At 64.2% G+C, this 19,804-nt stretch carries 21 protein-coding genes; 9 read left to right on the top strand and 12 right to left on the bottom strand.

The annotated features are described in order from the left end of the window. Window positions 1-123 precede the first annotated feature (123 nt). The 5 genes from ACHFB9_RS05375 to ACHFB9_RS05395 form a co-directional block, all read right to left on the bottom strand. Window positions 124-1,308 carry a phosphoglycerate kinase gene (locus ACHFB9_RS05375; RefSeq protein WP_417070000.1) on the bottom strand — a complete coding sequence of 395 codons (1,185 nt, stop codon included), beginning with the start codon at window positions 1,306-1,308 and terminating at the stop codon, window positions 124-126. 211 nt (window positions 1,309-1,519) lie between these two features. Next, entirely contained in the window at window positions 1,520-2,518 is a 999-nt protein-coding gene (gene gap / locus ACHFB9_RS05380) for a type I glyceraldehyde-3-phosphate dehydrogenase (RefSeq protein WP_417070002.1), read from the bottom strand. Window positions 2,519-2,638: 120 nt separating this feature from the next. Then, window positions 2,639-4,642, bottom strand: a complete 2,004-nt coding sequence (tkt, locus tag ACHFB9_RS05385; protein ID WP_417070004.1) for a transketolase — start codon at window positions 4,640-4,642, stop codon at window positions 2,639-2,641. 109 nt (window positions 4,643-4,751) lie between these two features. Then, a complete protein-coding gene (locus ACHFB9_RS05390) occupies window positions 4,752-4,973 on the bottom strand; it encodes a hypothetical protein (RefSeq protein WP_417070006.1) in 222 nt (73 codons plus the stop codon). 81 nt (window positions 4,974-5,054) lie between these two features. Beyond that, complete coding sequence (locus ACHFB9_RS05395) at window positions 5,055-5,315, bottom strand: DUF2164 domain-containing protein (RefSeq protein ID WP_417070008.1); 261 nt, start codon at window positions 5,313-5,315, stop codon at window positions 5,055-5,057. A 256-nt stretch (window positions 5,316-5,571) separates the two neighbouring features. Here ACHFB9_RS05395 and ACHFB9_RS05400 point away from each other — a divergent pair, with 256 nt between their 5' ends. After that, window positions 5,572-6,030: an META domain-containing protein gene (locus ACHFB9_RS05400; RefSeq protein WP_417070010.1), complete on the top strand. Its 459-nt coding sequence runs from the start codon at window positions 5,572-5,574 to the stop codon at window positions 6,028-6,030. 8 nt (window positions 6,031-6,038) lie between these two features. On the opposite strand, the gene ACHFB9_RS05405 is transcribed toward ACHFB9_RS05400, so the two are convergent. Continuing rightward, window positions 6,039-6,884, bottom strand: a complete 846-nt coding sequence (locus ACHFB9_RS05405; RefSeq protein ID WP_417071340.1) for a DUF4114 domain-containing protein — start codon at window positions 6,882-6,884, stop codon at window positions 6,039-6,041. A 269-nt stretch (window positions 6,885-7,153) separates the two neighbouring features. Between ACHFB9_RS05405 and ACHFB9_RS05410 the strand changes: the two genes are divergently transcribed. Beyond that, the gene (locus ACHFB9_RS05410) at window positions 7,154-7,768 is read left to right on the top strand and encodes a LysE family translocator (RefSeq protein ID WP_417070011.1); all 615 of its coding nucleotides are present in this window, start codon (window positions 7,154-7,156) and stop codon (window positions 7,766-7,768) included. A gap of 138 nt (window positions 7,769-7,906) precedes the next feature. After that, on the top strand, window positions 7,907-9,535 hold the full coding sequence (locus ACHFB9_RS05415) for a methyl-accepting chemotaxis protein (protein WP_417070013.1): 1,629 nt from the start codon (window positions 7,907-7,909) through the stop codon (window positions 9,533-9,535). Between the two features lie 56 nt (window positions 9,536-9,591). On the opposite strand, the gene ACHFB9_RS05420 is transcribed toward ACHFB9_RS05415, so the two are convergent. The 3 genes from ACHFB9_RS05420 to ACHFB9_RS05430 are packed head-to-tail and all read right to left on the bottom strand — an operon-like array spanning window position 9,592 to window position 10,907. Then, entirely contained in the window at window positions 9,592-10,173 is a 582-nt protein-coding gene (locus ACHFB9_RS05420; RefSeq protein WP_417070015.1) for a DUF4865 family protein, read from the bottom strand. 10 nt (window positions 10,174-10,183) lie between these two features. Then, complete coding sequence (locus tag ACHFB9_RS05425; protein WP_417070017.1) at window positions 10,184-10,567, bottom strand: tautomerase family protein; 384 nt, start codon at window positions 10,565-10,567, stop codon at window positions 10,184-10,186. 1 nt (window position 10,568) lies between these two features. After that, entirely contained in the window at window positions 10,569-10,907 is a 339-nt protein-coding gene (locus ACHFB9_RS05430) for a carboxymuconolactone decarboxylase family protein (RefSeq protein WP_417070019.1), read from the bottom strand. Between the two features lie 92 nt (window positions 10,908-10,999). Here ACHFB9_RS05430 and ACHFB9_RS05435 point away from each other — a divergent pair, with 92 nt between their 5' ends. After that, a complete protein-coding gene (locus ACHFB9_RS05435; protein ID WP_417070021.1) occupies window positions 11,000-11,890 on the top strand; it encodes a LysR substrate-binding domain-containing protein in 891 nt (296 codons plus the stop codon). Between the two features lie 16 nt (window positions 11,891-11,906). Here ACHFB9_RS05435 and ACHFB9_RS05440 read toward each other — a convergent pair whose 3' ends face one another. Together ACHFB9_RS05440 and ACHFB9_RS05445 are read right to left on the bottom strand one after the other, a co-directional pair. Next, window positions 11,907-12,230, bottom strand: coding sequence for a carboxymuconolactone decarboxylase family protein (locus ACHFB9_RS05440; RefSeq protein WP_417070022.1), 324 nt, complete (start codon window positions 12,228-12,230; stop codon window positions 11,907-11,909). A 26-nt stretch (window positions 12,231-12,256) separates the two neighbouring features. Beyond that, the gene (locus ACHFB9_RS05445; RefSeq protein ID WP_417070024.1) at window positions 12,257-14,443 is read right to left on the bottom strand and encodes a UvrD-helicase domain-containing protein; all 2,187 of its coding nucleotides are present in this window, start codon (window positions 14,441-14,443) and stop codon (window positions 12,257-12,259) included. 265 nt (window positions 14,444-14,708) lie between these two features. Here ACHFB9_RS05445 and ACHFB9_RS05450 point away from each other — a divergent pair, with 265 nt between their 5' ends. Beyond that, complete coding sequence (locus tag ACHFB9_RS05450; protein WP_417070026.1) at window positions 14,709-16,337, top strand: methyl-accepting chemotaxis protein; 1,629 nt, start codon at window positions 14,709-14,711, stop codon at window positions 16,335-16,337. 68 nt (window positions 16,338-16,405) lie between these two features. Here the strand turns inward: ACHFB9_RS05450 and ACHFB9_RS05455 are convergent, their stop codons facing one another. Next, on the bottom strand, window positions 16,406-17,419 hold the full coding sequence (locus ACHFB9_RS05455) for a nucleoid-associated protein (RefSeq protein ID WP_417070028.1): 1,014 nt from the start codon (window positions 17,417-17,419) through the stop codon (window positions 16,406-16,408). Window positions 17,420-17,730: 311 nt separating this feature from the next. Here ACHFB9_RS05455 and ACHFB9_RS05460 point away from each other — a divergent pair, with 311 nt between their 5' ends. From ACHFB9_RS05460 to ACHFB9_RS05475, 4 genes are all read left to right on the top strand, one after another. Continuing rightward, window positions 17,731-17,892 (top strand): hypothetical protein, encoded by a 162-nt coding sequence (locus tag ACHFB9_RS05460; RefSeq protein ID WP_417070030.1) that lies wholly within the window; start codon window positions 17,731-17,733, stop codon window positions 17,890-17,892. A 137-nt stretch (window positions 17,893-18,029) separates the two neighbouring features. Continuing rightward, window positions 18,030-18,629, top strand: coding sequence for a LemA family protein (locus tag ACHFB9_RS05465; RefSeq protein ID WP_417070032.1), 600 nt, complete (start codon window positions 18,030-18,032; stop codon window positions 18,627-18,629). After that, on the top strand, window positions 18,626-19,255 hold the full coding sequence (locus tag ACHFB9_RS05470; RefSeq protein WP_417070033.1) for a TPM domain-containing protein: 630 nt from the start codon (window positions 18,626-18,628) through the stop codon (window positions 19,253-19,255). The genes ACHFB9_RS05465 and ACHFB9_RS05470 overlap by 4 nt, the downstream gene beginning before the upstream one ends. Beyond that, on the top strand, window positions 19,252-19,752 hold the full coding sequence (locus tag ACHFB9_RS05475) for a TlpA family protein disulfide reductase (RefSeq protein WP_417070035.1): 501 nt from the start codon (window positions 19,252-19,254) through the stop codon (window positions 19,750-19,752). The genes ACHFB9_RS05470 and ACHFB9_RS05475 overlap by 4 nt, the downstream gene beginning before the upstream one ends. Window positions 19,753-19,804 lie beyond the last annotated feature (52 nt).

A 19,804-nucleotide genomic window follows, 5' to 3' on the forward strand; every position in this document is an offset into this window, starting at 1 on the left:
GTTTGGCCGCCGTTTCGCGCTTTTTGCGCTGGGCGGCTTTCGCCGGTATTGGGGAAGACTGCGTTTTTTTAGCGGTCACGTTGTTGTGCGGCGAGGGCTTTCACCTTCGCCGCGGTTGATTGCTCAGTTGTCTGCGCGCTGAGAGAGCGCGTCGACGGCCGGCAGGGTTTTGCCTTCGAGGAACTCAAGGAAAGCGCCGCCACCCGTCGAAATGTAGCTGACCTTGTCGGAGATTCCGAATTTCGAAATCGCCGCGACGGTGTCGCCACCTCCCGCGATCGAGAAGGCGGACGAGCTGGCGATCGCTTCGGCGATCGTCTTCGTGCCTTCGGCGAACTGGTCGAACTCGAAGACGCCGACCGGGCCGTTCCAGACCACGGTGCCGGCAACTTTGAGCTGCTCGGCGAGCAGGGCGGCGGTCTTCGGGCCGATGTCGAGAATCATCTCGTCTTCGGCGACGTCCTTCGCGTCCTTGATCGTCGCGGTCGCGGTGGCCGAGAATTCCTTCGCGACGACGACGTCGACCGGAATCGGCACCGAGGCGCCGCGGGCGGCCATCTTTTCGATGATCCGCTTCGCTTCGGGAATCAGGTCGGCTTCGGCGAGCGACTTGCCGATCGGCAGGCCGGCTGCAGCGAGGAAGGTGTTCGCGATGCCGCCGCCGACGATCAGCTGATCCACCTTGTCGGCGAGGCTGTCGAGAATGGTCAGCTTGGTCGAAACCTTGGAACCGGCGACGATCGCGACGAGCGGATGAGCCGGAGCGCCCAGGGCGCGGCCCAGAGCGTCGAGTTCAGCGGCGAGCAGCGGGCCTGCGCAGGCAACCGGAGCGGCCAGCGCGAGCGCGTGGGTCGTCGCTTCGGCGCGGTGCGAGGTGCCGAAAGCATCGTTCGCATAGACATCGAACAGGCGGGCCATCTTCGCGGCCAGCTCTTCGTTGTTCTTCTTTTCGCCTTTGTTGACGCGGCAATTCTCGAGCACGACCACGTCACCCGCCTTGACTTCAAAACCGCCATCAATCCAGTTCTGAACCAGACGAACCGGCTTGCCGAGCAGCTCGGCGAGGCGTTGAGCGACCGGAGCCAGGGAATCCTGGGGTTTGAACTCGCCTTCGGTCGGACGACCGAGGTGAGAGGTCACCATGACACCTGCGCCCTTTTCGAGGGCCAGTTTGATGCCGGCCAGCGAAGCGCGGATGCGGGTGTCGTCGGTGATTTTTCCGGCGTCATCCTGGGGGACGTTGAAGTCGGCACGGATGAAAACGCGCTTGCCGGCAAGATCCAGTTCAGAGAGTTTCTTGAATTGCATGGCTGTTTTCTCGATTCCAAGGGGTGAATATCCGGAGCCCATCGGTATTCCACAATCCGGGCTGGCCGGGACGGGGAAGTATGCCCATCCGTGCGCCATTGCGTATTGCGCAATCGCAAACAGGCCTCGGTCAGTCGAGGCGAAAACCAGAAAAAAGCACGGAGGACGCAGCGTTCGCCACGGCCCCCGTGCCTGTCATGCTTCAGACCAATTACTTGGCGATGACGCGGACCATTTCCAGAACCTTGTTGGAATAGCCCCATTCGTTGTCGTACCAGGACACGAGCTTGACGAAGGTGCCGTCCAGCGCGATACCGGCTTCGGCATCGAACACCGAGGTGCAGGATTCACCGCGGAAGTCGGTCGAGACGACCTTGTCTTCGGTGTAGCCGAGAACGCCCTTCATCTCGCCTTCAGCAGCAGCCTTGACCGCAGCCTTGATCTCTTCGTAGGTCGCGGAAGTGTTCAGTTCGCAGGTCAGATCGACGACGGAAACGTCGGAGGTCGGAACGCGGAAGGACATGCCGGTCAGCTTCTTGTTCAGCTCGGGGATCACAACGCCCACAGCCTTGGCAGCACCGGTCGAGGACGGGATGATGTTCTCGAGGATGCCACGACCACCGCGCCAATCCTTGTTGGACGGGCCGTCGACGGTCTTCTGGGTCGCGGTGGCAGCGTGCACCGTGGTCATCAGGCCGCGCTTGATGCCGAACTTGTCGTTGATGACCTTGGCCAGAGGAGCCAGGCAGTTGGTCGTGCACGAAGCGTTCGAGATGATGGTCTGGCCAGCGTAGGTCTTGTGGTTCACGCCGTAGACGAACATCGGGGTGTCGTCCTTCGACGGAGCGCTCTGGACGACCTTCTTGGCGCCGGCGGCGATGTGCTTCTGGCAGGTTTCCTTGGTCAGGAACAGGCCGGTCGATTCGACGACGATGTCGGCGCCGATTTCGCCCCACTTCAGTTCAGCGGGATCCTTGACGGCGGTCAGACGAATCTTCTTGCCATTGACGACCAGAGTGTTGCCTTCGACCTTCACTTCGCCCTGGAAGCGGCCATGCACGGAGTCGTACTGGAGCATGTAGGCGAGATATTCAGGGTCAAGCAGGTCGTTGATGCCGACGACTTCGATGTCGGAAAAGTTTTCCACGGCAGCGCGGAACACCATACGGCCAATGCGGCCAAACCCGTTGATACCAACCTTGATGGTCATTGTTTCACTCCTGATAGAGATAAGAGGGTCAATCTCGCTATCCACCTGAGCGTGCCGCGCGATGCGCGAGAATCACCTGGTCGGGGGAGAACCTGGTGCAGCACGAAAAACGGTCGAATTTTATACTAATTCCTCGACCGCCTTCTTGACGTAATCCGGGGTGAGCCCGAAAAACTTGAAGAGTTCGCCCGCCGGCGCCGACTCGCCGAAACGGTCGATGCCGATGACGGTGCCCTTGCCGCCGACGTAGCGATACCAGTTGCCGGTGACGCCCGCCTCGATCGCGACTTTGGGCAATCCGGCCGGCAGCACGCTGTCCCGGTAAGCCTGGTCCTGACGATCGAAAAGGTTCGTGCAGGGCATCGAGACGACGCGCACCGGGATGCCGGCTGCGGCCAGCAGCTTCTGCGCTTCGAGCGCCAGACCGACTTCGGAGCCGGTCGCGATCAGCACAGCTTTCGCGCCATCGGCGTCCGTGAGCACATAGCCGCCGCGGCGGATGTCGGCGAGCTGCTCGTCGCTGCGCGGCGAGAAGGGCAGGTTCTGGCGCGAGAGCGCGAGCAGGGTCGGACCGTCCTGGCGTTCGAGGCCGTTGGCCCAGGCCTGGGCCGTCTCGACCGTGTCGGCAGGGCGCCAGACGTCGAGGTTCGGGATCAGCCTCAGGCTCGCGATCTGCTCGATCGGCTGGTGGGTCGGACCGTCCTCGCCCAGGCCGATCGAATCGTGCGTATAGACCATGATCTGGCGCTGCTTCATCAGCGCGGCCATCCGGATCGCGTTGCGCGCGTAGTCCGAGAAGACCAGGAAAGTGGCCGTGTAGGGGATGAAGCCGCCGTGCAGCGCGAGGCCGTTGGCGATCGCTGTCATGCCGAATTCGCGCACGCCGTAGCACAGGTAATTGCCACCCGAAGTCTTTGTGATCGTCTTCGAGCCGGACCAGCGGGTCAGGTTCGAACTTGCGAGGTCGGCCGAGCCGCCCAAGAGTTCAGGCAGGGCCGGCGCGAAGGCTTCGATCGCGTTCTGGCTCGCCTTGCGGGAGGCGATCGTCTCGCCCTTCGCGATGATCTTCGCGATCGCGGCGTCGCGCTGCGCCTGCCAGTCGCCGGGCAGCTCACCCTTCATGCGGCGCTCGAATTCGGCGGCCAGTTCAGGGAAGGTGGCGCGGTAGGCGGCAAAGCGGTCATTCCATGCGGCTTCACGCGCAGCGCCGGCTTCCTTCGCGTTCCAGCCCGCGTAGATGTCGGCCGGGATCTCGAAGGGCGCGTGCTTCCAGCCAATCGTTTCGCGAACCGCCTCGATTTCGGCGGCGCCGAGCGGCGCGCCGTGCGAATCGTGACTGTCGGCCTTGTTCGGCGAACCCATCCCGATCACGGTCTTGCAGATGATCAGAGTCGGTTTTTCGCTCTGCGCCTTTGCGGCGACGGTAGCGGCGTCGATCGCCGCGGCGTCGTGGCCGTCGATCGGTCCGATCACGTTCCAGCCATAGGCCTCGAAGCGGCCCTTCGTGTCGTCGGTGAACCAGCCCTCGACGTGGCCGTCGATCGAGATACCGTTGTCGTCGTAGTACGCGATCAGCTTGCCAAGACCCCAGGTCCCGGCCAGCGAAGCCGCTTCGTGCGACACGCCTTCCATCAGGCAGCCGTCGCCGAGGAAGACATAGGTGTGGTGATCGACGATCGTGTGGCCCGGGCGGTTGAACTCGCCGGCGAGCAGCTTCTCGGCCAGTGCGAAACCGACCGCGTTCGTGATGCCCTGGCCCAGAGGCCCGGTCGTCGTCTCGATGCCCGGAGTGTGGCCCACTTCGGGGTGACCCGGAGTGCGCGAGCGGAACTGGCGGAAGTTCTTCAGGTCATCGATCGAGACGTCGTAGCCGGTCAGGTGCAGCAGCGCATAGATCAGCATCGAGCCGTGGCCGTTGGACAGCACGAAGCGGTCGCGATCGGACCATTTCGGGTTGGCCGGGTTGTGGTTCAGGTGGTGGCGCCACAGCACTTCCGCGATTTCCGCCATGCCCATAGGCATGCCCGGGTGTCCGGAGTTGGCCTTCTGGACGGCGTCGATGGCCAGGGCGCGGATCGCGCCGGTGAACGGAGAAAATGCGGGAAGAGGGCGACTGATGGCCATGGTGTTCTCTCGATGGTTTCAGGGCAGTTTCGCCCGGAGTGCGGCGAAGTGAGCCCGCCATTATCCGACAAAAAGGGAATCGCTGCCCGGACCGTGTCAGGAAGGGGCTTCAGTCGTCGGGTGCGACGGACCCGAATGCGAAGTCCTCGCTGAGCTTGCCGCTGACCGAGCGCACCCGCACCAGATCCGCATCGGTCCATTTCCCGAAGCGCGCCGAGCAGACCTGGCGTGCCGCTTCGCGCGGGCTCACGGCGACAGTGACCGCCGACATCACCTCCGATTCGTGTCGCGAGTCGACAACCTGCACGAGAAAAAGGTTTGTGCCGGGCATGAGGTGCTCCGAGGGGGAGAAGGGGGAATATTCGCGCCGAACGAGGCCACAGAGCTTGATCCGTATCGATTCGCGTGCGGCTCAGCGGGATTTGCGCCGCGCCCAGTAGGCGCCGGCTTCTTCGAAGCATTCGATGTCCAGGTCCGCGACGCGCGCGGCGAGGCGCGTCTGGGCATCCGCGATGGCCTGGTTATAGACGTGAGGAGCAATCTCCTCGACGAAGAAATCGACGAGGGCGCCGGCCTGCAGCGTGCCCAGCCCCTCCTCGAAATTCTCGTCGCTGTAGCGGCGCAGCGATTCGATCGCGGCGGCCCGCACTTCAGGCTTCAGTTTCAGCGTCATCGCGGCATCCTGAAAGGAAACCGATCTTCTCCTGCCCGCTGACGCGATGCAAGCAGGAGATGTCAGGCTCTCTGGCGGGACTATCCACAGCATCTGTGGATAAGCCTGTGCGCGACTCGGGGGATAAGCGCGAGCAGACCCTGTTGATGCAGGGAATGGATCACGTTGCGACGAAAATAGGCAGCCCGATGAACACCTCTTTTGCGGCGGAAAAGTCAAGACTGTAGGGATGTTCAATCCGCATCCGGGAGTCGGGATGAATCGTCTGAACCCTCTTGCCGAGGTCGCCCTGATCGGTCTTTTGCTGAGCTTTGCACCGCCTCTTGCCGCGCACGAATCAGCGCAGTCTGCGGTGCAGGCCGGCGCCGGGCTGTTCGCGACGCGCTGGAACTTGCGCGCGATCGACGCGAAGCCGCTCGAAGCGCGCGAAGGGCGCAACGCACCTCATCTCGTGATCGATGGCCAAGGCCGCCTGAGCGGCTCGGGCGGCTGCAACCGCTTGATGGGAAGCTACAGGCTCGAAGGATCGGTGGTGCGTTTCGGGCCCGTCGCGACGACGATGATGGCCTGCCTCTCGGGCGGCGCGGACGAGAAGCGTTTTTTGGCGGCGCTCGCGCGCGTCGTGCACTGGCGCGCGGAGAAGGGCGTGTTGAGCCTCTCCGACGCGCAGGGGCGGGAGATCCTCCGCTTTTCCGCCGAGGATCCCGCGCCCTGACGGTGCGCTCAGCGCCGGCGGGATTTGACGCGCGTCGCGCCCAGCAGGCCGAGGCCCCCGAGAAGAAGCGCGAGGCCGGCCGGTTCGGGGATCTTGTCGGGTTTGTTCGACACGCCTTCGAACAGGAAGATCATGTCGTTGTAGTCGCGGTCGCTGCTCGACCCGGCTCCCAGCCAGGTGTCCTCGAAGCCGACCAGGATTTTCTCGTCCCCCAGATCGAGCAGCTTCGCGTGCAGGCTGCCGTCGTCCCAACCCTTTGCGTCGCGGTTGTTGTTCGCTGCTCCGGCAAAAAAGTAATGGGTGTTCGGGATGTTGATCCCGTCAAAGACGAGCGGGAGGGCCTGCAGTCCGAAGACCAGCTCTTCGCCGGTTGTGAGGCCGCTGATCTCGCGTGACAGACCGAGCTCGGAAATCAGGCAGCTGTTGCCCCTCTTCGCCTGTTGGTAGCTGCAGCCGGCGCGGGTGTTGAAGAGCAGATTGCCGCTGTTCACCGGGTCGTAGATCGAGCGGTTGTTCGTGCCGCCGCTGGCGTAGACCGGATTCCAGAACGAAGAGGTGTTGAAGCTTCCCGTTCCGGCGAGAAACAGGTTCGAGTCCCGGGCCGCGCCGGTTCCAAGATAGCTGACCCTGACCGTCGTCCTCGTCGCGAAGAGATCGGTATTGACCGTGGGCTGGTTCTTGAACGCTTGCAGTTGCGAGGACGAGATCAAGGAACTGTAACGGCTGAACCATTCGTTGCTGGAACCGCGGTATTCCCACTGCGGAGCCTCTGTGCTTCCGTTCAGGGTTCCGACGACGGGGGCGGCCTGGGCGCTCAGGCTGGAGAGGGCGAGCGCGATGCTGGTGACGAGCATTTTCACGAGAAATTCCTCATTGTGCGGATTGGGTGATCGCTGCAGGGCGACAGCCTAGTCAGGCTCCGGATCTTCTGGCCATCCGCTGCCGGCGATCGCCGTGACATCCGGCACAGGAGGGGACAATGAGGTTTCAGGAAAACGTTTTCCGGAATGCCCGTCGCGGAACTCACTGAAATATTCCGTATACCCGGCCGGGCTGGAGATCCTGCTCGCGGAATGGCTACCAGCCGGAAGGCTTATCATGGTCAGCCAAAGGAGCCTGTTCCATGCTGAGTCCCGAATTCCTGATCACGTCGCTGGTCGTGGCGCTGATCCCCGGCACCGGAGTCATCTACACGGTTTCGACCGGACTCGCCCGGGGCCGGCGGGCGAGTGTTTTCGCTTCTCTGGGCTGCACCGCCGGCATCCTCCCGCATCTGCTCGCGACGATCCTGGGCCTGGCTGCGCTGATGCACTCGAGCGCGCTCGCCTTTGAGGTCCTGAAAGTCGCCGGCGTCGCCTACCTGCTCTATGTGGCGGTCGCGACCTGGCGTGACGAGGCTGCGTTCGCGATCGACGACGCGCCCGCGGCGAGTTCGGCGGCTGCGATTGCCATCAAGGCGCTGCTGCTGAACATCCTGAACCCCAAGCTGACCCTGTTCTTCCTGGCTTTTCTGCCCCAGTTTGTCCGCCCCGGAGCGGGCGCACCGCTCTTGCAGCTTCTGCTGCTGAGCGCGGTCTTCATGGCCATGACCTTCATTGTTTTCGTCGCCTACGGTCTGCTCGCTCACGCTTTCCGGCGGGCGGTCATCGAGTCGCCGCGCGTCCAGCGCTGGCTCAGGCGCAGCTTCGCCGCCAGTTTTGCCGGCCTGGGCGTGGACCTCGCCTTCGCCGGGAAGTGAGGTGCCAGGGTTCTTGCCCTGAAACGGGGGGCGGAGTCGTCTAAGCTCACTGATACCGATGTTCTTCATTGATGCCCGTTGCCCCCTGTCTGCCCCGGTGGCGCAGGTGGCTTTTGGGCTGCTCCGGGCGAGGGAATCATGCGCATAGAGAAGAGGCTGTTGTTGCTCGTCGGTATGGGCGTCACGGGGATGGTTCTGATCGGAGGACTCTCGTTCACGCAGATCTCCTCGATTCAGGCCCGGCTCGATGCCGTCAACAGCAACACGGTGCCGGCCCTGGTCAGGCTGCACGACTCGATGAGTTCCTTCTACAAGGCGAGGATAGACATCGCCTACCGGGTCTCAGCCCAGACGCCCGAAGAAGCCGCGTCGCGCGAGAAGACTCTGGGAACGAACTGGGCGGATTTCGCCGACGGCGTGGCCGCCTATCAGAGCCTTGCGATAGACGACTCCGACCGCGGTTTCTGGAACAGCGAACGCGAGGCGCTGGTCAAGGCGACCGCGTTGAAGAACGAGCTGGTTCAGGTCGCGGGAACGGGAAACCTGGAAGCGGCGCGCGAAGTCTATCTGCAGAAACTGCGTCCGGTCGCCAACGGGCTGCAGGACACGCTGGTCAAGCACATCCAGTACAAGACCGAGGTGGCCGCGAAGTCGCAGGCCGAGGCGCAGCAGAGCTTCACCCGGGCAGTCTGGGAACAGATCCTGATCCTGCTGATCGGTGGTGGCTTGCTGGTGGTTTTCGGTCTGCTGATCCGGCGTCGCATGGTGGTCAGCGTCACCGAGGCGCGCGATGCCGTCGTCAGGATAGAGAAGGATCTCGACTTCACGATTCGTGCTCCGGTGCGCGAGCGGGACGAGATCGGCGAGCTGCTCGAAGCCTTCAATTCGCTGACCGCCAGAATGCAGCAGACGATGAAGGAGATGCTCCAGGGCACGGGGCAGGTGAGCCGCGTCGCCGATGACATGTCGGCGTCTTCGGCGAAGGCCAGGGAAAGTTCAACGCTGCAGAGCGAATCGTCGGAGCGGATCGCCGCTGCGGTCGAAGAGATCACGGTCAGCATCAACCACGTCGCCGACCAGGCCGCACAGGCGGCCGAACTCGCTGCGGAGACCGGCGCTTCGGCCCAGTCGGGCAAGAAGATCATCGAGGAGAGCGTCGAGAGCATCCATCGCGTTGCCGAGGTGGTGAGGGTGGCGACTTCGGACATCGAGGTGCTCAAGCAGAGCAGTGAAAAAGTCGACAGTGTGGTCAGCGTGATCCGCGAGGTGGCCGATCAGACCAATCTGCTCGCGCTCAACGCGGCGATCGAGGCCGCCCGGGCAGGCGAGCAGGGGCGCGGTTTTGCGGTCGTCGCGGACGAGGTCAGGAAGCTCGCCGAGCGCACGGCCAACTCGACTCAGGAGATCGCGACGATCATCGCCGAGATGCAGGCGAGTTCGTTGCGCGCGGCAACGCGGATGGATGAGGCTACCGAGTCGGTCGGCGAAGGGGTCGAGCGCGCCAATGCCGCGCAGGGAGCGGTCACGCAGATCGTCAGCGATTCCCGGCGCAGCGCCGACGTGGTCGCCGAGATCTCCGGTTCGATCCGCGAACAGAGCCTCGCCTGCACCGACATCGCGCAGCAGGTGGAGCGGGTGGCGGTGGGGGCCGACGAGAACGCCCAGGAAGCTTCGGCTTCGGCAGCTCTGGCCGAACAGCTGGCCGGACTGTCCCACCAGATGCAGACCGAGATCCGCAAGTACCGGACCGACAAAGACAGCCGGTAATCAGGGAAGCCCGGGAGACGGGACTCCCGGGCGAGCTTCGCGATCCGTTTTCGGCCTCAGGCTTGGCTTTCTCCGACCGTCCCCGGAGAGAGGTGCCCCACGGCGAACAGGATCTGCCCGTCGGCGAGTTCCACAGGGCGCGCTTGCCAGAGTTGCAGGCGTACGCCCTGCCAGTGCGTCGGTTCGAAGCCGCTCAGCGCGGCGAGTGAACCGGGGGTGCGCATCCGTGCCTCGCAGAGCGCCCTCTCCTGGTCACGGAGACGGGCAAGATCGGTGTGGGCGGCGGCGGGAAGGATCTCCCGGGTCGCCCAGCGGGCTGAGGAGAGATCCTCTGCGCGGTTCAGGGCCCAGACCGACCAGAGACGGATGCTTGGCCAACCGAATTGGCGGACCAGCGCGGCGAAGCCTGGACTGGCGAGAAAGCGGTTCATTCCGTCGTTGTCCCGCCAGAGGTAGAAGGGGGCGTAGCGGTTTTCGCTGGCCGCATGGGTCGGGTCGCCGATTTCCGTGTGCAGGTAGGCCTTGAAGGCGAGGCCGGGAAAGCCGTCCATCAAGGCCCCTTTGCTGGCGATTCGTTCGCGGATCAGGGCCATGTCGTAGTCGGCGGGGAGGGTGAAGCTGTATTGCATCGCGAGCATCGCCGTCCTTTCAATCGAGCAGCGTGGCGAGGCCGGAACCGAATGACCAGTCCGCAGCCTCGTTGAAGTGGATCACGACCATCACATCGCCCGCAGCGATGCCGGGAGCGCTTTGCAGACGCTCGGTGAGGCGGCGGTAGAAGCTGCGCTTGGTCGCTTCGCTGCGGGGGCGGCCCGCGGTGATCTCGATCAGCAGCCAGTCCTCGCTGCGTGGGCCGGCGAGGTAGTGCCTGTCAAAGCGCATCGCGTGGCCATCGAGCTGGTGGATGATCTGGAAGCGGTCGTCAGGGGGCACTTCGAAGGCTTCGACCAGCGCCTGGTGCAGGCTCTCCGATATCGCGTCGAGATAGGCCTCGGAGTGGCCCCTGCGCAGGGACAGATGAGAGACCGGCATGTCAGAGCCCCTCCTTGTCGGCGCACGGCTTTGAGCCGTCAAGTCCATCGAGCTGTCCGATCGCGGTGTGGGCGCTCGGCCAACCCGAGTAGAAGGCGAGGTGAGTGATCGCCTCGATCAGCTCTTCGCGGCTGACGCCGTTCTCGAGTGCCTTGGCGAAGTGGATCGGCAACTGCTCGCTGCGGCAGAGCGCGACGAGTGCGGCGACGGTGATCAGGCTGCGCTCGCGCGGAGTCAGAATCGGGCGTGTCCAGATGTCGCCGAACAGCACTTCGCGAGTCAGCTGTGCGAGCTTGGGCGCCGCGGCGAAGGTGGGCCGAGAGGCGGGGGACGGGGTCATGTCGGTTCTCCGTGAATTGACAGCCACAGCCTAGCGCCCCAAGATCATCCCGAAAATCAGATTGTTTTTAATTAAATGTTCTGAAAAACGGGATGGTTATGGGCGTGACGAACCTCGACATCGATGTGCTGCGCAGTTTTGCGACCGGAGTCGAACTCGGAAGTTTTGCGCGGGCAGCTGACCGCCTGGGGCGCTCGACCTCGGCGATCAGCGCCCAGCTCAAGAAACTCGAAGAGCAGGTCGGCCAGCCTGTGCTGCGCAAATCGGGACGGGGGCTGGCACTGACCGCGACCGGTGAGATCGTGCTGAGCTATGCGCGTCGGCTGCTGGAACTCAACGACGCTGCGGTGCTCGCGGTGCGCGGAGCACAGCTGGTCGGTTCGGTGAGGGTGGGCTTCCAGGAGGACTTTGGAGAAGCGCTGCTGAGCGAGGTGCTCGGACGTTTCGCGCGCACGCATCCGGCGGTGACCGTGGATGCGCGAATCGCGCGCAACGAGGAACTTGCGAACCTGCTCGCTATGGCGCGCCTCGACCTCGTGCTGAGCTGGCAGGCCGGAACTCCCGGGCCGTATCCGCAGGCGCTCGGCCGCCTGCCGATGCGCTGGATCGGCGATCCGCTTCTGGTCGCAACGCATCGCCAGAGGGGAGAGCCTCTGCCTCTGGTGGTCTTCGAGTCGCCATGCCTGATGCGCAGCTGTGCGATCGACGCGCTCGATCGGGCGGGCATCGCCTGGCGTGTCGCCTTCACGAGCAGCAGTCTCAACGGGATCTGGGCCGCGGTTCAGGCGGGCTTGGGCGTCACCGTGCGCACTGAGGCCGGCAAGCCCGCGGCGCTGTGCTGCATCGAAACGCTGCCGGACCTGCCCGACATCGGTCTCTGCTTGGGTTTCTCACGCGCCGATCCCGACCCGGTGGTCGCTCAGTTGGCCGCGATCATCCGCGAACGGCTTGCTGGGCTGAGCTGGGCCGCAGGGCCGGCTTGAAGCGCTCCGCGCAGCTCTAGAGCCCGCCGTTCGGCGCTGCGTCGAAGGCTTCGAGCGCGACGGGCAGGGACTGGATCACCGCATTGCCGACCGCGGGCAGGCCGATCAGCACTGCGGCGATGATCTCTTCCCGGCTCGCGCCGTGGCGTTTGGCCGACTGCACATGAAACGGGATGCCGGAAGTCAGACGCTGGGCGGCGAGCACGGCAAGATAGGCGAGCTCTTCGGTTTTCTTGTCGAGTGCGCTCGCCTGATCCAGGCCATGGACCGCGCTCATCCAGGCTTTTGCGTGTTCGGGCGCTTCGTCCAGGAAGACCTGGAAGGCATTGGAAATGCTCATCGTGTTTGCTCTCCTGAAGGGGGGGACTATAAGGCAGCCCAGTCTTGCGGGCTTGCCGGGGCATTGTCGAGCGCGCCCCGGCCCTGGGTCAGCGCCTTGTCGATGCGCATCGCGGACACGAAGGGATGGGCAATCGCCGAGTCGGCACGGATCAGGCTCAGCTCATCCTTCATCCGCGTGATCGCGACGTAGAAGCGGTTGGATTCCTCCCGGGCATCGACCCGGTGGAGCGGGAACTCTCCGGCCTCCAGATAGGGGACGATGACGCTCTCGAATTCCTGGCCTTTCGCCGAGTCGATCGTGCAGATCAGCACCGAATCGGCGCGCCTGACCTGGCTCTGCTTCTCTTCCTGATCGTGCAGCCACTGTGCGAACAGGGGGAGCGTCAGTGGCATCGCGCGGGCCATCCCGATGAAGCCGCGGATCGAGCGTTCCGCGACCTCGGCATTGACCGGATCGATGAAGATCCTGCGCGCGACGCCGGCGATGTCGAGGCTCTGCACCGCCGCGCCGAGCAGATCGAAAGCGGGCGCATCGGCCGGGGCCGCGCGCAGGGCTTCGAGCGTGCGCGTCAGCCTCTGTCGGGCGAGGCGCTGCGAGCTGCTCTCCTCGACGGCTGCCGCGTCATCGCCGAGGCTCTCGGCGAGCTGATCAGCCTCTTCCTTGCGCCCCTGGCGCTTCAGACTGGCGATCAGGCCCAGCAGCCGCGTTTCCCGCTCGCGCGCATCCTCCTCGGACAGCCCCTCCGACAGGCTGTCGGCACGCGTCCGGGGGCGCAGCAGCTGTCCGTTCAGGAAGTCCCGGAACAGGCCGGACCTGGGGTCGTCGGCGACGGTGCGCAGGTCGCGCCGCCGCGCCTCCGACCAGCGGAATTCCTGCCAGAGGAGGATCGCTTCGAGCGTGGCGTAGCGCAGATCGGCGCCGGGAATGGATTCGTAATCGTCCAGCGCGAAGGCGATGACGCCGCGCAGAAAGAGGATCTCGGGACGGCGCAGGTAGCTCGCCAGTCCCTCGAAGCGTGCGCCGATTCCGGCCGCGAGCAGCGCGTTCTCAATCACGATGGACTGGTGGGGCGAGCGCAGCAGGATCGCGCACTCCCGGGTGCTGCGTCCCATCTTTCGCCACTTCAGGATCGTCTCGACGACATGTTGCCCTATCGCCTCGGGCTGTCCGGGCGGATAAGTCAGCTCGCGGATCAGCGCGGGCGCGCTGCGCCCCGATTCGACGGTCTTGCCCTTCTGGAAGCCGACCGCCATCGTCATCTGCGGCCCGTGCCGGAAGGTCTTGGTCAGGCTGGCTCTCGTGACGCCCGGCCAGCCTTGTCCGATCTGCTGCTTGATGTAATCGACGCTGGCGCCCGCCCAGCCGTGGATGACCTGATCGAAGTCGCCCGCGCCGACGAAGTAGCAGAGCGATTTCCCCGCGCCGCTTTGCCCTTCGTCGAGAAGCCGTTCCAGCAGTTCGTAGACGGCAGGGCTCATGTCCTGCAGCTCGTCGACGACCAGAACCCGGAACGAGGGCAGGCGGTCCATCGCCGCGCCGTCGTCGCGCAAGAGGCCGACCAGATCGAAGATGCCGTCTTCGCGGATGCGCCACTGCGTCTCGTCCGGCTTGCGGGACAGTTCGAGCCGGCTGTAGAGGAGCACCTGCGCGCGTGGCAGGTCCAGTCGCTCGGCCAGCGCGTCGACGCCTTCCTCGGTGTCGACGAGCTCGGACTTGAGGCGCCGGCAGAGTTTGATGAACTCCGCGATCTGCGCGTTGTGCTCGGGAAGCAGGTCATCGCTGGGGCGGCCGGCCTCGGCGAGCCTTTGTTGAACGGCGCTGACCGCGCTGCGGATATGGGGCGCGATGTCCTCGAATGAGCTGAGCACCGGAGGCGTGCCGGGCTCGAAGAGCTTGAGCGTCTCGAGCGCAAAGTCCGCAAAGGTCGAGACGCGGATGCGCCGGACCACCCGGCTCGGGACGCCGATCTCGGTGAGCCGGCTCGCCAGCACCTTCGCCGCCTCCTCCGAGAAAGTCAGCGCGAGGACTTGTTCGGGTTTGACGCCGCGCTCCAGCGATTCGGCGATCCGCAGCGCCAGCGTTGTCGTCTTCGCCGAGCCCGCGTTGGCCATCACGATCACGCGTCGCGCATGATGGGTCTGGATGCGGACTTGTTCATCGGTGGGCGTGATGCCCAGGGGTTTGAAGCGGGGCTCGTTCTTCGGGGGCATGCGTTCTGGTTTCTCAAGAGACAGGGGGGGGCGATCGGGAATGATAACTGCTGGGCGCCAGCGAACGTCCCGCCGATTTCATCCTGACTTTGCAGTTTCGCGGGGGGCGGCGAATCGCGAAATTCAGCCTGACGTCATCGGTGTCGCCGCAGCTCTTATCTGCTTCGGCGCATTGCCGGCCTGCTACGATCAAAATTGTTCCTCTCCGGATTCTTCGGTTCGGGACGCAAGCGCAGTGTGTCTTCTGACGAGTTGGGAGACTTCGATGAAACCGTTCCGGAATGCGACAATTCGCGCGCGCCTGGCTCTGATGAGTTCGCTGGCTCTGCTCCTGCTGGCTTTGCTTAGTGCGTACTCGCTGTTCAATCTGAGATCCAACCTGCTCGAAGATCGCCGGGTGAAGACCCGAAACCTGGTCGAGGTGGCGATAGGAAGCATCGACTACTTCGTTGCTTTGCAGAGATCGGGGCGCTTGAGCGAGGCTCAGGCCCAGGCTGGAGCGATTGCCGCGCTGCGCGCGACGCGCTATGCGGGCAAGGACTACTTCTTCATCATCAGTTCTGCGCACACCTATGTGCTCCAGCCCTCCCGGCCCGAAGCCGAAGGCAGCAGCGTTGCCGGGCTCAGGGATGCGAAGGGCAAGCTGTTCGCGATGGAGATGGATAGCGCTGCCCGGTCCGGAGGTGGGTTCGTCGATTACCTGTTCCCTCGGCCCGGTTCGCAAGAACCCGTGCCCAAGCTGTCCTATGTCGCGCGATCCGAACCATGGGGCTGGGTGGTCGGCACGGGCATCTACATCGACGACGTCGATGCCGCGTTTCGTTCGCAGGCCCTGCTGCTGGGAGGGATCGCCGCGTTTGCGATCCTCTTGCTCGGGTTTGTATCCTGGCGGATCGGAGGAGAGGTCGTGCGCCAGGTTGGGGGCGAGCCAAGCCAAGCCATCATGACGATGCAGCAGGTGGCGGCCGGGGATTTGACCGTGTCGCTGAAGTCGGCTCCGTCCGGGAGCATGCTGGCGGCGCTGGGCGAGATGATTGGCGCGCTGCGCCAGATGATGGGCAAGCTCGGCTCGGACGCGTCGATGCTGAGCGTCAATGCCCGACAGATCGCTGACGATTCGGGGAAAGTTTCGCTTGCCGCGCAGGAGCAGGTTGACGCGACCAGCACGATGGCCGCGGCGATGGAGGAGCTGACGGTCAGCATCAGTCACATCTCCGACAGCGCGGCTCTGACCGGCGAGGAAGCCAGGCGCGCAGCCAGCCTGTCGGGGGACGGGACAACCCAGGTCGAGGCGGCCTCGGCTGCGATACAGGCGATCGCGGCCGCGGTTTCCCGGGCCACGGGCAGGATCCAGGATCTCGATGCGCGGGCGAGAGAAATCTCGAATATTGCCGCTGTGATCCGTGAGATCGCCGGGCAGACCAACCTGCTTGCACTCAATGCGGCGATCGAGGCGGCTCGGGCTGGAGAGCAAGGGCGTGGCTTTGCGGTCGTTGCTGACGAAGTGCGCAAGCTGGCCGAGCGGACCGCGAACGCGACGGTCGAGATCGAGCAGATGATTTCCTCTGTCCAGACCGAAACCCATGCAGTCGTGGGCGTGATGGCCTCGGCCCTTCCGCTGGTCGAGCAGGGGGAGGCGGTGGCGCGCGCGGCGGCTTCGACGTTGGCGCAGATAAGCGATGGTGCCCAGCAGACCCTCGAGCACATCGGAGAAGTTGCCGACGCGACTCGCGAGCAGTCCTCTGCCAGCACCAGCATCGCCCAGCGGGTCGAGAGTGTCGCGCAGATGGTCGAGGAGACCAGTTCCGCGATGCGCAGCACGGCCCATACCGCCAACGAAGTCGACCGGGTTGCCCGCCATCTTGATGAGCTGGTCAAGGACTTCAAGTACTGACGAGATGGCCGGCCCGCCGGGATTGCGGGGATCCCGGCCTTCCCTTTCTGCCGACGCGGCGCAGGACTCTACGCTTCCCGGTTCTCGAGCACGATGCTGATGTGTATCGTCTTGTCCTCGGTCTTGAACTCGACCCCTTCGAACGAGAGATCGCTCGGGATCGCCAGCACGATGTCGTTGCCCAGCGAGACGCGGTTCAGCGATTTCTTGAGCTTCTTCTCGAACTTCTTCGCGGGGATGGCCATGTCTTCGACTTCGGTCAGGCCTTTCTGGTCGGTGATCCGGTCCAGCTCGGATTCCCAGACTTCGCTCGGCACGAATTTTTCGGAGAGTTCCTTGAGTTCCGATTCCTGGACCGATTCCCGGCTGGCGCACAGCGCCATCACCTGATGGCCGAACTCCTGGCGCTCGACCGGATCGACGATGTTCTTCTGCACTTCCTCGACCAGATTGACCGCGATCGTCGACTTCGTCCTCTCGTCGGGGATCTGCTTGGCGACCAGGAAGTCCTCCAGCCAGAATTTCGCGCTGTTGCGGCTGCTCGAACGGTCCAGCGCATAGACCCTGTCCCAGCCTTCGATGAGCAGCGCACCCTTGTCGATGCGCCCGGGGTTGATGCCGGTGACCGTCTCCAGCCGGAAACTCTCGCCGTCGGCCAGCGCTGCGATGTACTGCTGGCGCGATTCGGACTTGAACAGGCCGATGGCCGAGCGTTCTCCGTCGTCGGTCTTGATCTTGTCGAAATGCACGACGAACAGATCGCCCGAAGCGATGCTCGCGTGATGGGTCGAGGCATAGAGCTGGCTGGCCAGCTTCTGCGACAGCTCGATGAAGGCGAGCTTGTCTGCGAAAAAGTCCTTGATCAGTTCGGCGACCGGATTCGCGCTCGCGTCGTCCTTGTGCGTCAGCAGGTGCAGGTTGCGCTCGACGAGGATGCCGCGCAGATAGCCTTCGAGGATCAGATCGGCGATGCCCGCGTTGATCGAGAAACACTGTTCGGCCAGTTTCAGTGGCTCTTCCTTGAGCGGATTGCCGACCTCGTGGACGACAATGGAGCGGACGACGGCTTCGTCTATCAGCATGGTTTTCCTTGTTATGTTCGCGGAGCGCAGCGGCAGCCGCGAGGTTTGGGGCCCGGAGCGTGGCTCTGTCGCGCTGGCATCTCCGTCCGGGGAGGGGGCTTCAGCGGATCAGGGGCGGGGGGCGTCAATGATACCTTGAGCGCGGGCGCCGGATCCGCTCTGTCGCGCCTCCCGGCATTCCAGCCCGCCCGTGCTTCGCTTCGTCGCATCCACCTCGCGGCGGGGGGAGGGCGAGGCCATTCTTGACTCAACGCAGCAGCGAAAGACACCTCGCCACCGGCTGCGCCCGCTAGAGTCGAAAGGAAGCTGCGATGAAAACCACCACCCGCCACCTGACTGAAAAAGCCTTTGCTGCCTTTGTTGCCGTTGTTGCAACGGTTTTGTGTCTGGGCTCCACGTTGGCCGGCTATGAGCAGGTCGCCGCCCAGGCTGTCGCCCCGTCCGCGATGATGGTCGCGAGCAGCGCAGAGTAGTCTTGATGCCGGGGTTTCGGTGATAATCGCGGGGCATAATGTGTGGCCCGGAACGGGCTGCTTTCAGACCGCCCCTACGAGACCCCTTGATGAATTTCCCGTCGCGCGAATCCGCCCTTCCTGCTCCCCGACCCCGCATGCCAGGCGTCTTGCTGGCTGGGCTGGGCCTGTTGTTGCTGGCCATCATCCTCTTGTGCTGGCAGGGCATCACGAGCTACAACCAGCTGCAGGCCGGCGATGAATGGGTGACGGCAAGCTGGAGTCAGGTGCTCAACCAGTACCGGCGGCGGGCGGATCTGATCCCCAACGCGATCGCGCTGACCAGAAGCTATGCCAAACATGAGACGGCGATTTTCACCGAACTCGCGAAGGCGCGACAGCTCGCGGTCGGATTCGCCGCGCCGGACGGTCGGGATCCCCGGGCGGTCGAACAATACCGCCTTGCGCAGGCGGGACTGACGCAACAGCTCGGCCGCCTGCTCGCCCTGGTCGAAAAATACCCCGAACTCAAGGCCGACAGGATCTTCCAGGATCTGCTGGTGCAGCTCGAAGGCACGGAGAACCGGATCGCCTATGCGCGTCAGCGCTACATCGACAGCGTGACGCGCTACAACACCGAGATCCGTCAGTTTCCCGGCAATCTGATCGCCCAGGCTTGCGGCCTGCGGGCGCGGCCGAATTTCAGCGATTCCGACGCGGCGGGAATTGCCAAAGCGCCCCGTCTGGACGCGAAGTGATCCGTGCTTTTCTTGCCGTGCTGGCGCTGTGCTTCGCGGCGCAGATGGTGCTGGCCGCGGACGGAGGAAGAGGCGAGGCCACGCCTCTTCCCGAGCGCTACGACCTGGTCAATGACCTCGCAGGCCTCTTGCCGATCGCCAAGCGTTACGAGATCCGCGCGAAGCTGCGTGCTCTGGAGCGCCGCAACGGCACGCAGATCGTGCTGCTGGTGGTCCCCACAACCGGCCGGGAGGGCAGCGAAGCCTATTCGCTGCGCGCCATCGAGCGCTGGAATCCGGGCAACAACGGCGAAGGCAACGGCGTGCTCTTTCTCGTCAGCGGCGACGACAAGCCCTGGATACGCACCGGGCCGGGCATCGCCGGCGCGATTCCCGACGCCCGGGTCGCGCAGATCTTCAGGGCCGTCGAGTCTCTGATCAAGCAGGAAAAGTATCCGGAAGCGGTCGAAGCCGTCGTCGATCAGCTGATCCGCGCCGCCTCTGCTGAGGAGACTTCGCCGACCTCCTACGCCTACTTCGTCAGCAGGCTTCGCGCTGAATATCTATGGGCCGCGCTGCTCGGGCTTGTCGCCTGCGTCTATGTGAGCGTGCTCGTCTGGCGGGGCAGGCGCTGCAAAAAGTCATGAAACATCTGTTGATTCTGGGGCTCATCGCGGTAGCGATCACCGCTTTGTTGATGCACAAGAGCCCGCTTGACCGGTTGATGGAGCCGGCCGCGCATTACACCGAAGCGCAGACGGGAAACCGTTTCATCGATCCGGCCACGCTGCGCCTGCCCGTCGAGCCCGGTCAGCTCGCCGAGCGCGGCGTGACGACGGTCGTCTATTTCCACTACGACCAGTGCCCGGGCTGCGCGTCGCTGGACCGGAATCTGGACGATTTCCTCAAGCTGCGCCCTGACGTCGCGGTGCGCAAGGTCGCGATCAAGCCGGGCCAGGACGCGTTCTCCGAGGCGATCCGCGATTACCGCTGGCGGATCTACATGACGCCTTGCATCCTGATCTTCGACAGCAAGGGCAAGCTGATCGCCGCCGACGACCGTACCGACGGCTCGGGTCAGGACTTGCTGGAGCGCTGGATCGAAGAGGAATTCAAGAGACGCAGCGACAAGACCGGCCATTGAGTCCTTGTCTTCACGCAGTTTCCCGTTATCCCGATGCGCCTGGATATCAGCG

It is taken from the genome of Niveibacterium terrae (assembly GCF_048213115.1).
Lineage (GTDB): Bacteria > Pseudomonadota > Gammaproteobacteria > Burkholderiales > Rhodocyclaceae > Niveibacterium > Niveibacterium terrae.

Bases quoted from the DNA above. Each gene is read 5' to 3' on its own strand.
- ACHFB9_RS05375 (WP_417070000.1), bottom strand. From the start codon at position 1,308: ATGCAATTCAAGAAACTCTCTGAACTGGATCTTGCCGGCAAGCGCGTT.
- gap (WP_417070002.1), bottom strand. From the start codon at position 2,518: ATGACCATCAAGGTTGGTATCAACGGGTTTGGCCGCATTGGCCGTATG.
- tkt (WP_417070004.1), bottom strand. From the start codon at position 4,642: ATGGCCATCAGTCGCCCTCTTCCCGCATTTTCTCCGTTCACCGGCGCG.
- ACHFB9_RS05390 (WP_417070006.1), bottom strand. From the start codon at position 4,973: ATGCCCGGCACAAACCTTTTTCTCGTGCAGGTTGTCGACTCGCGACAC.
- ACHFB9_RS05395 (WP_417070008.1), bottom strand. From the start codon at position 5,315: ATGACGCTGAAACTGAAGCCTGAAGTGCGGGCCGCCGCGATCGAATCG.
- ACHFB9_RS05400 (WP_417070010.1), top strand. From the start codon at position 5,572: ATGAATCGTCTGAACCCTCTTGCCGAGGTCGCCCTGATCGGTCTTTTG.
- ACHFB9_RS05405 (WP_417071340.1), bottom strand. From the start codon at position 6,884: ATGCTCGTCACCAGCATCGCGCTCGCCCTCTCCAGCCTGAGCGCCCAG.
- ACHFB9_RS05410 (WP_417070011.1), top strand. From the start codon at position 7,154: ATGCTGAGTCCCGAATTCCTGATCACGTCGCTGGTCGTGGCGCTGATC.
- ACHFB9_RS05415 (WP_417070013.1), top strand. From the start codon at position 7,907: ATGCGCATAGAGAAGAGGCTGTTGTTGCTCGTCGGTATGGGCGTCACG.
- ACHFB9_RS05420 (WP_417070015.1), bottom strand. From the start codon at position 10,173: ATGCTCGCGATGCAATACAGCTTCACCCTCCCCGCCGACTACGACATG.
- ACHFB9_RS05425 (WP_417070017.1), bottom strand. From the start codon at position 10,567: ATGCCGGTCTCTCATCTGTCCCTGCGCAGGGGCCACTCCGAGGCCTAT.
- ACHFB9_RS05430 (WP_417070019.1), bottom strand. From the start codon at position 10,907: ATGACCCCGTCCCCCGCCTCTCGGCCCACCTTCGCCGCGGCGCCCAAG.
- ACHFB9_RS05435 (WP_417070021.1), top strand. From the start codon at position 11,000: ATGGTTATGGGCGTGACGAACCTCGACATCGATGTGCTGCGCAGTTTT.
- ACHFB9_RS05440 (WP_417070022.1), bottom strand. From the start codon at position 12,230: ATGAGCATTTCCAATGCCTTCCAGGTCTTCCTGGACGAAGCGCCCGAA.
- ACHFB9_RS05445 (WP_417070024.1), bottom strand. From the start codon at position 14,443: ATGCCCCCGAAGAACGAGCCCCGCTTCAAACCCCTGGGCATCACGCCC.
- ACHFB9_RS05450 (WP_417070026.1), top strand. From the start codon at position 14,709: ATGAAACCGTTCCGGAATGCGACAATTCGCGCGCGCCTGGCTCTGATG.
- ACHFB9_RS05455 (WP_417070028.1), bottom strand. From the start codon at position 17,419: ATGCTGATAGACGAAGCCGTCGTCCGCTCCATTGTCGTCCACGAGGTC.
- ACHFB9_RS05460 (WP_417070030.1), top strand. From the start codon at position 17,731: ATGAAAACCACCACCCGCCACCTGACTGAAAAAGCCTTTGCTGCCTTT.
- ACHFB9_RS05465 (WP_417070032.1), top strand. From the start codon at position 18,030: ATGCCAGGCGTCTTGCTGGCTGGGCTGGGCCTGTTGTTGCTGGCCATC.
- ACHFB9_RS05475 (WP_417070035.1), top strand. From the start codon at position 19,252: ATGAAACATCTGTTGATTCTGGGGCTCATCGCGGTAGCGATCACCGCT.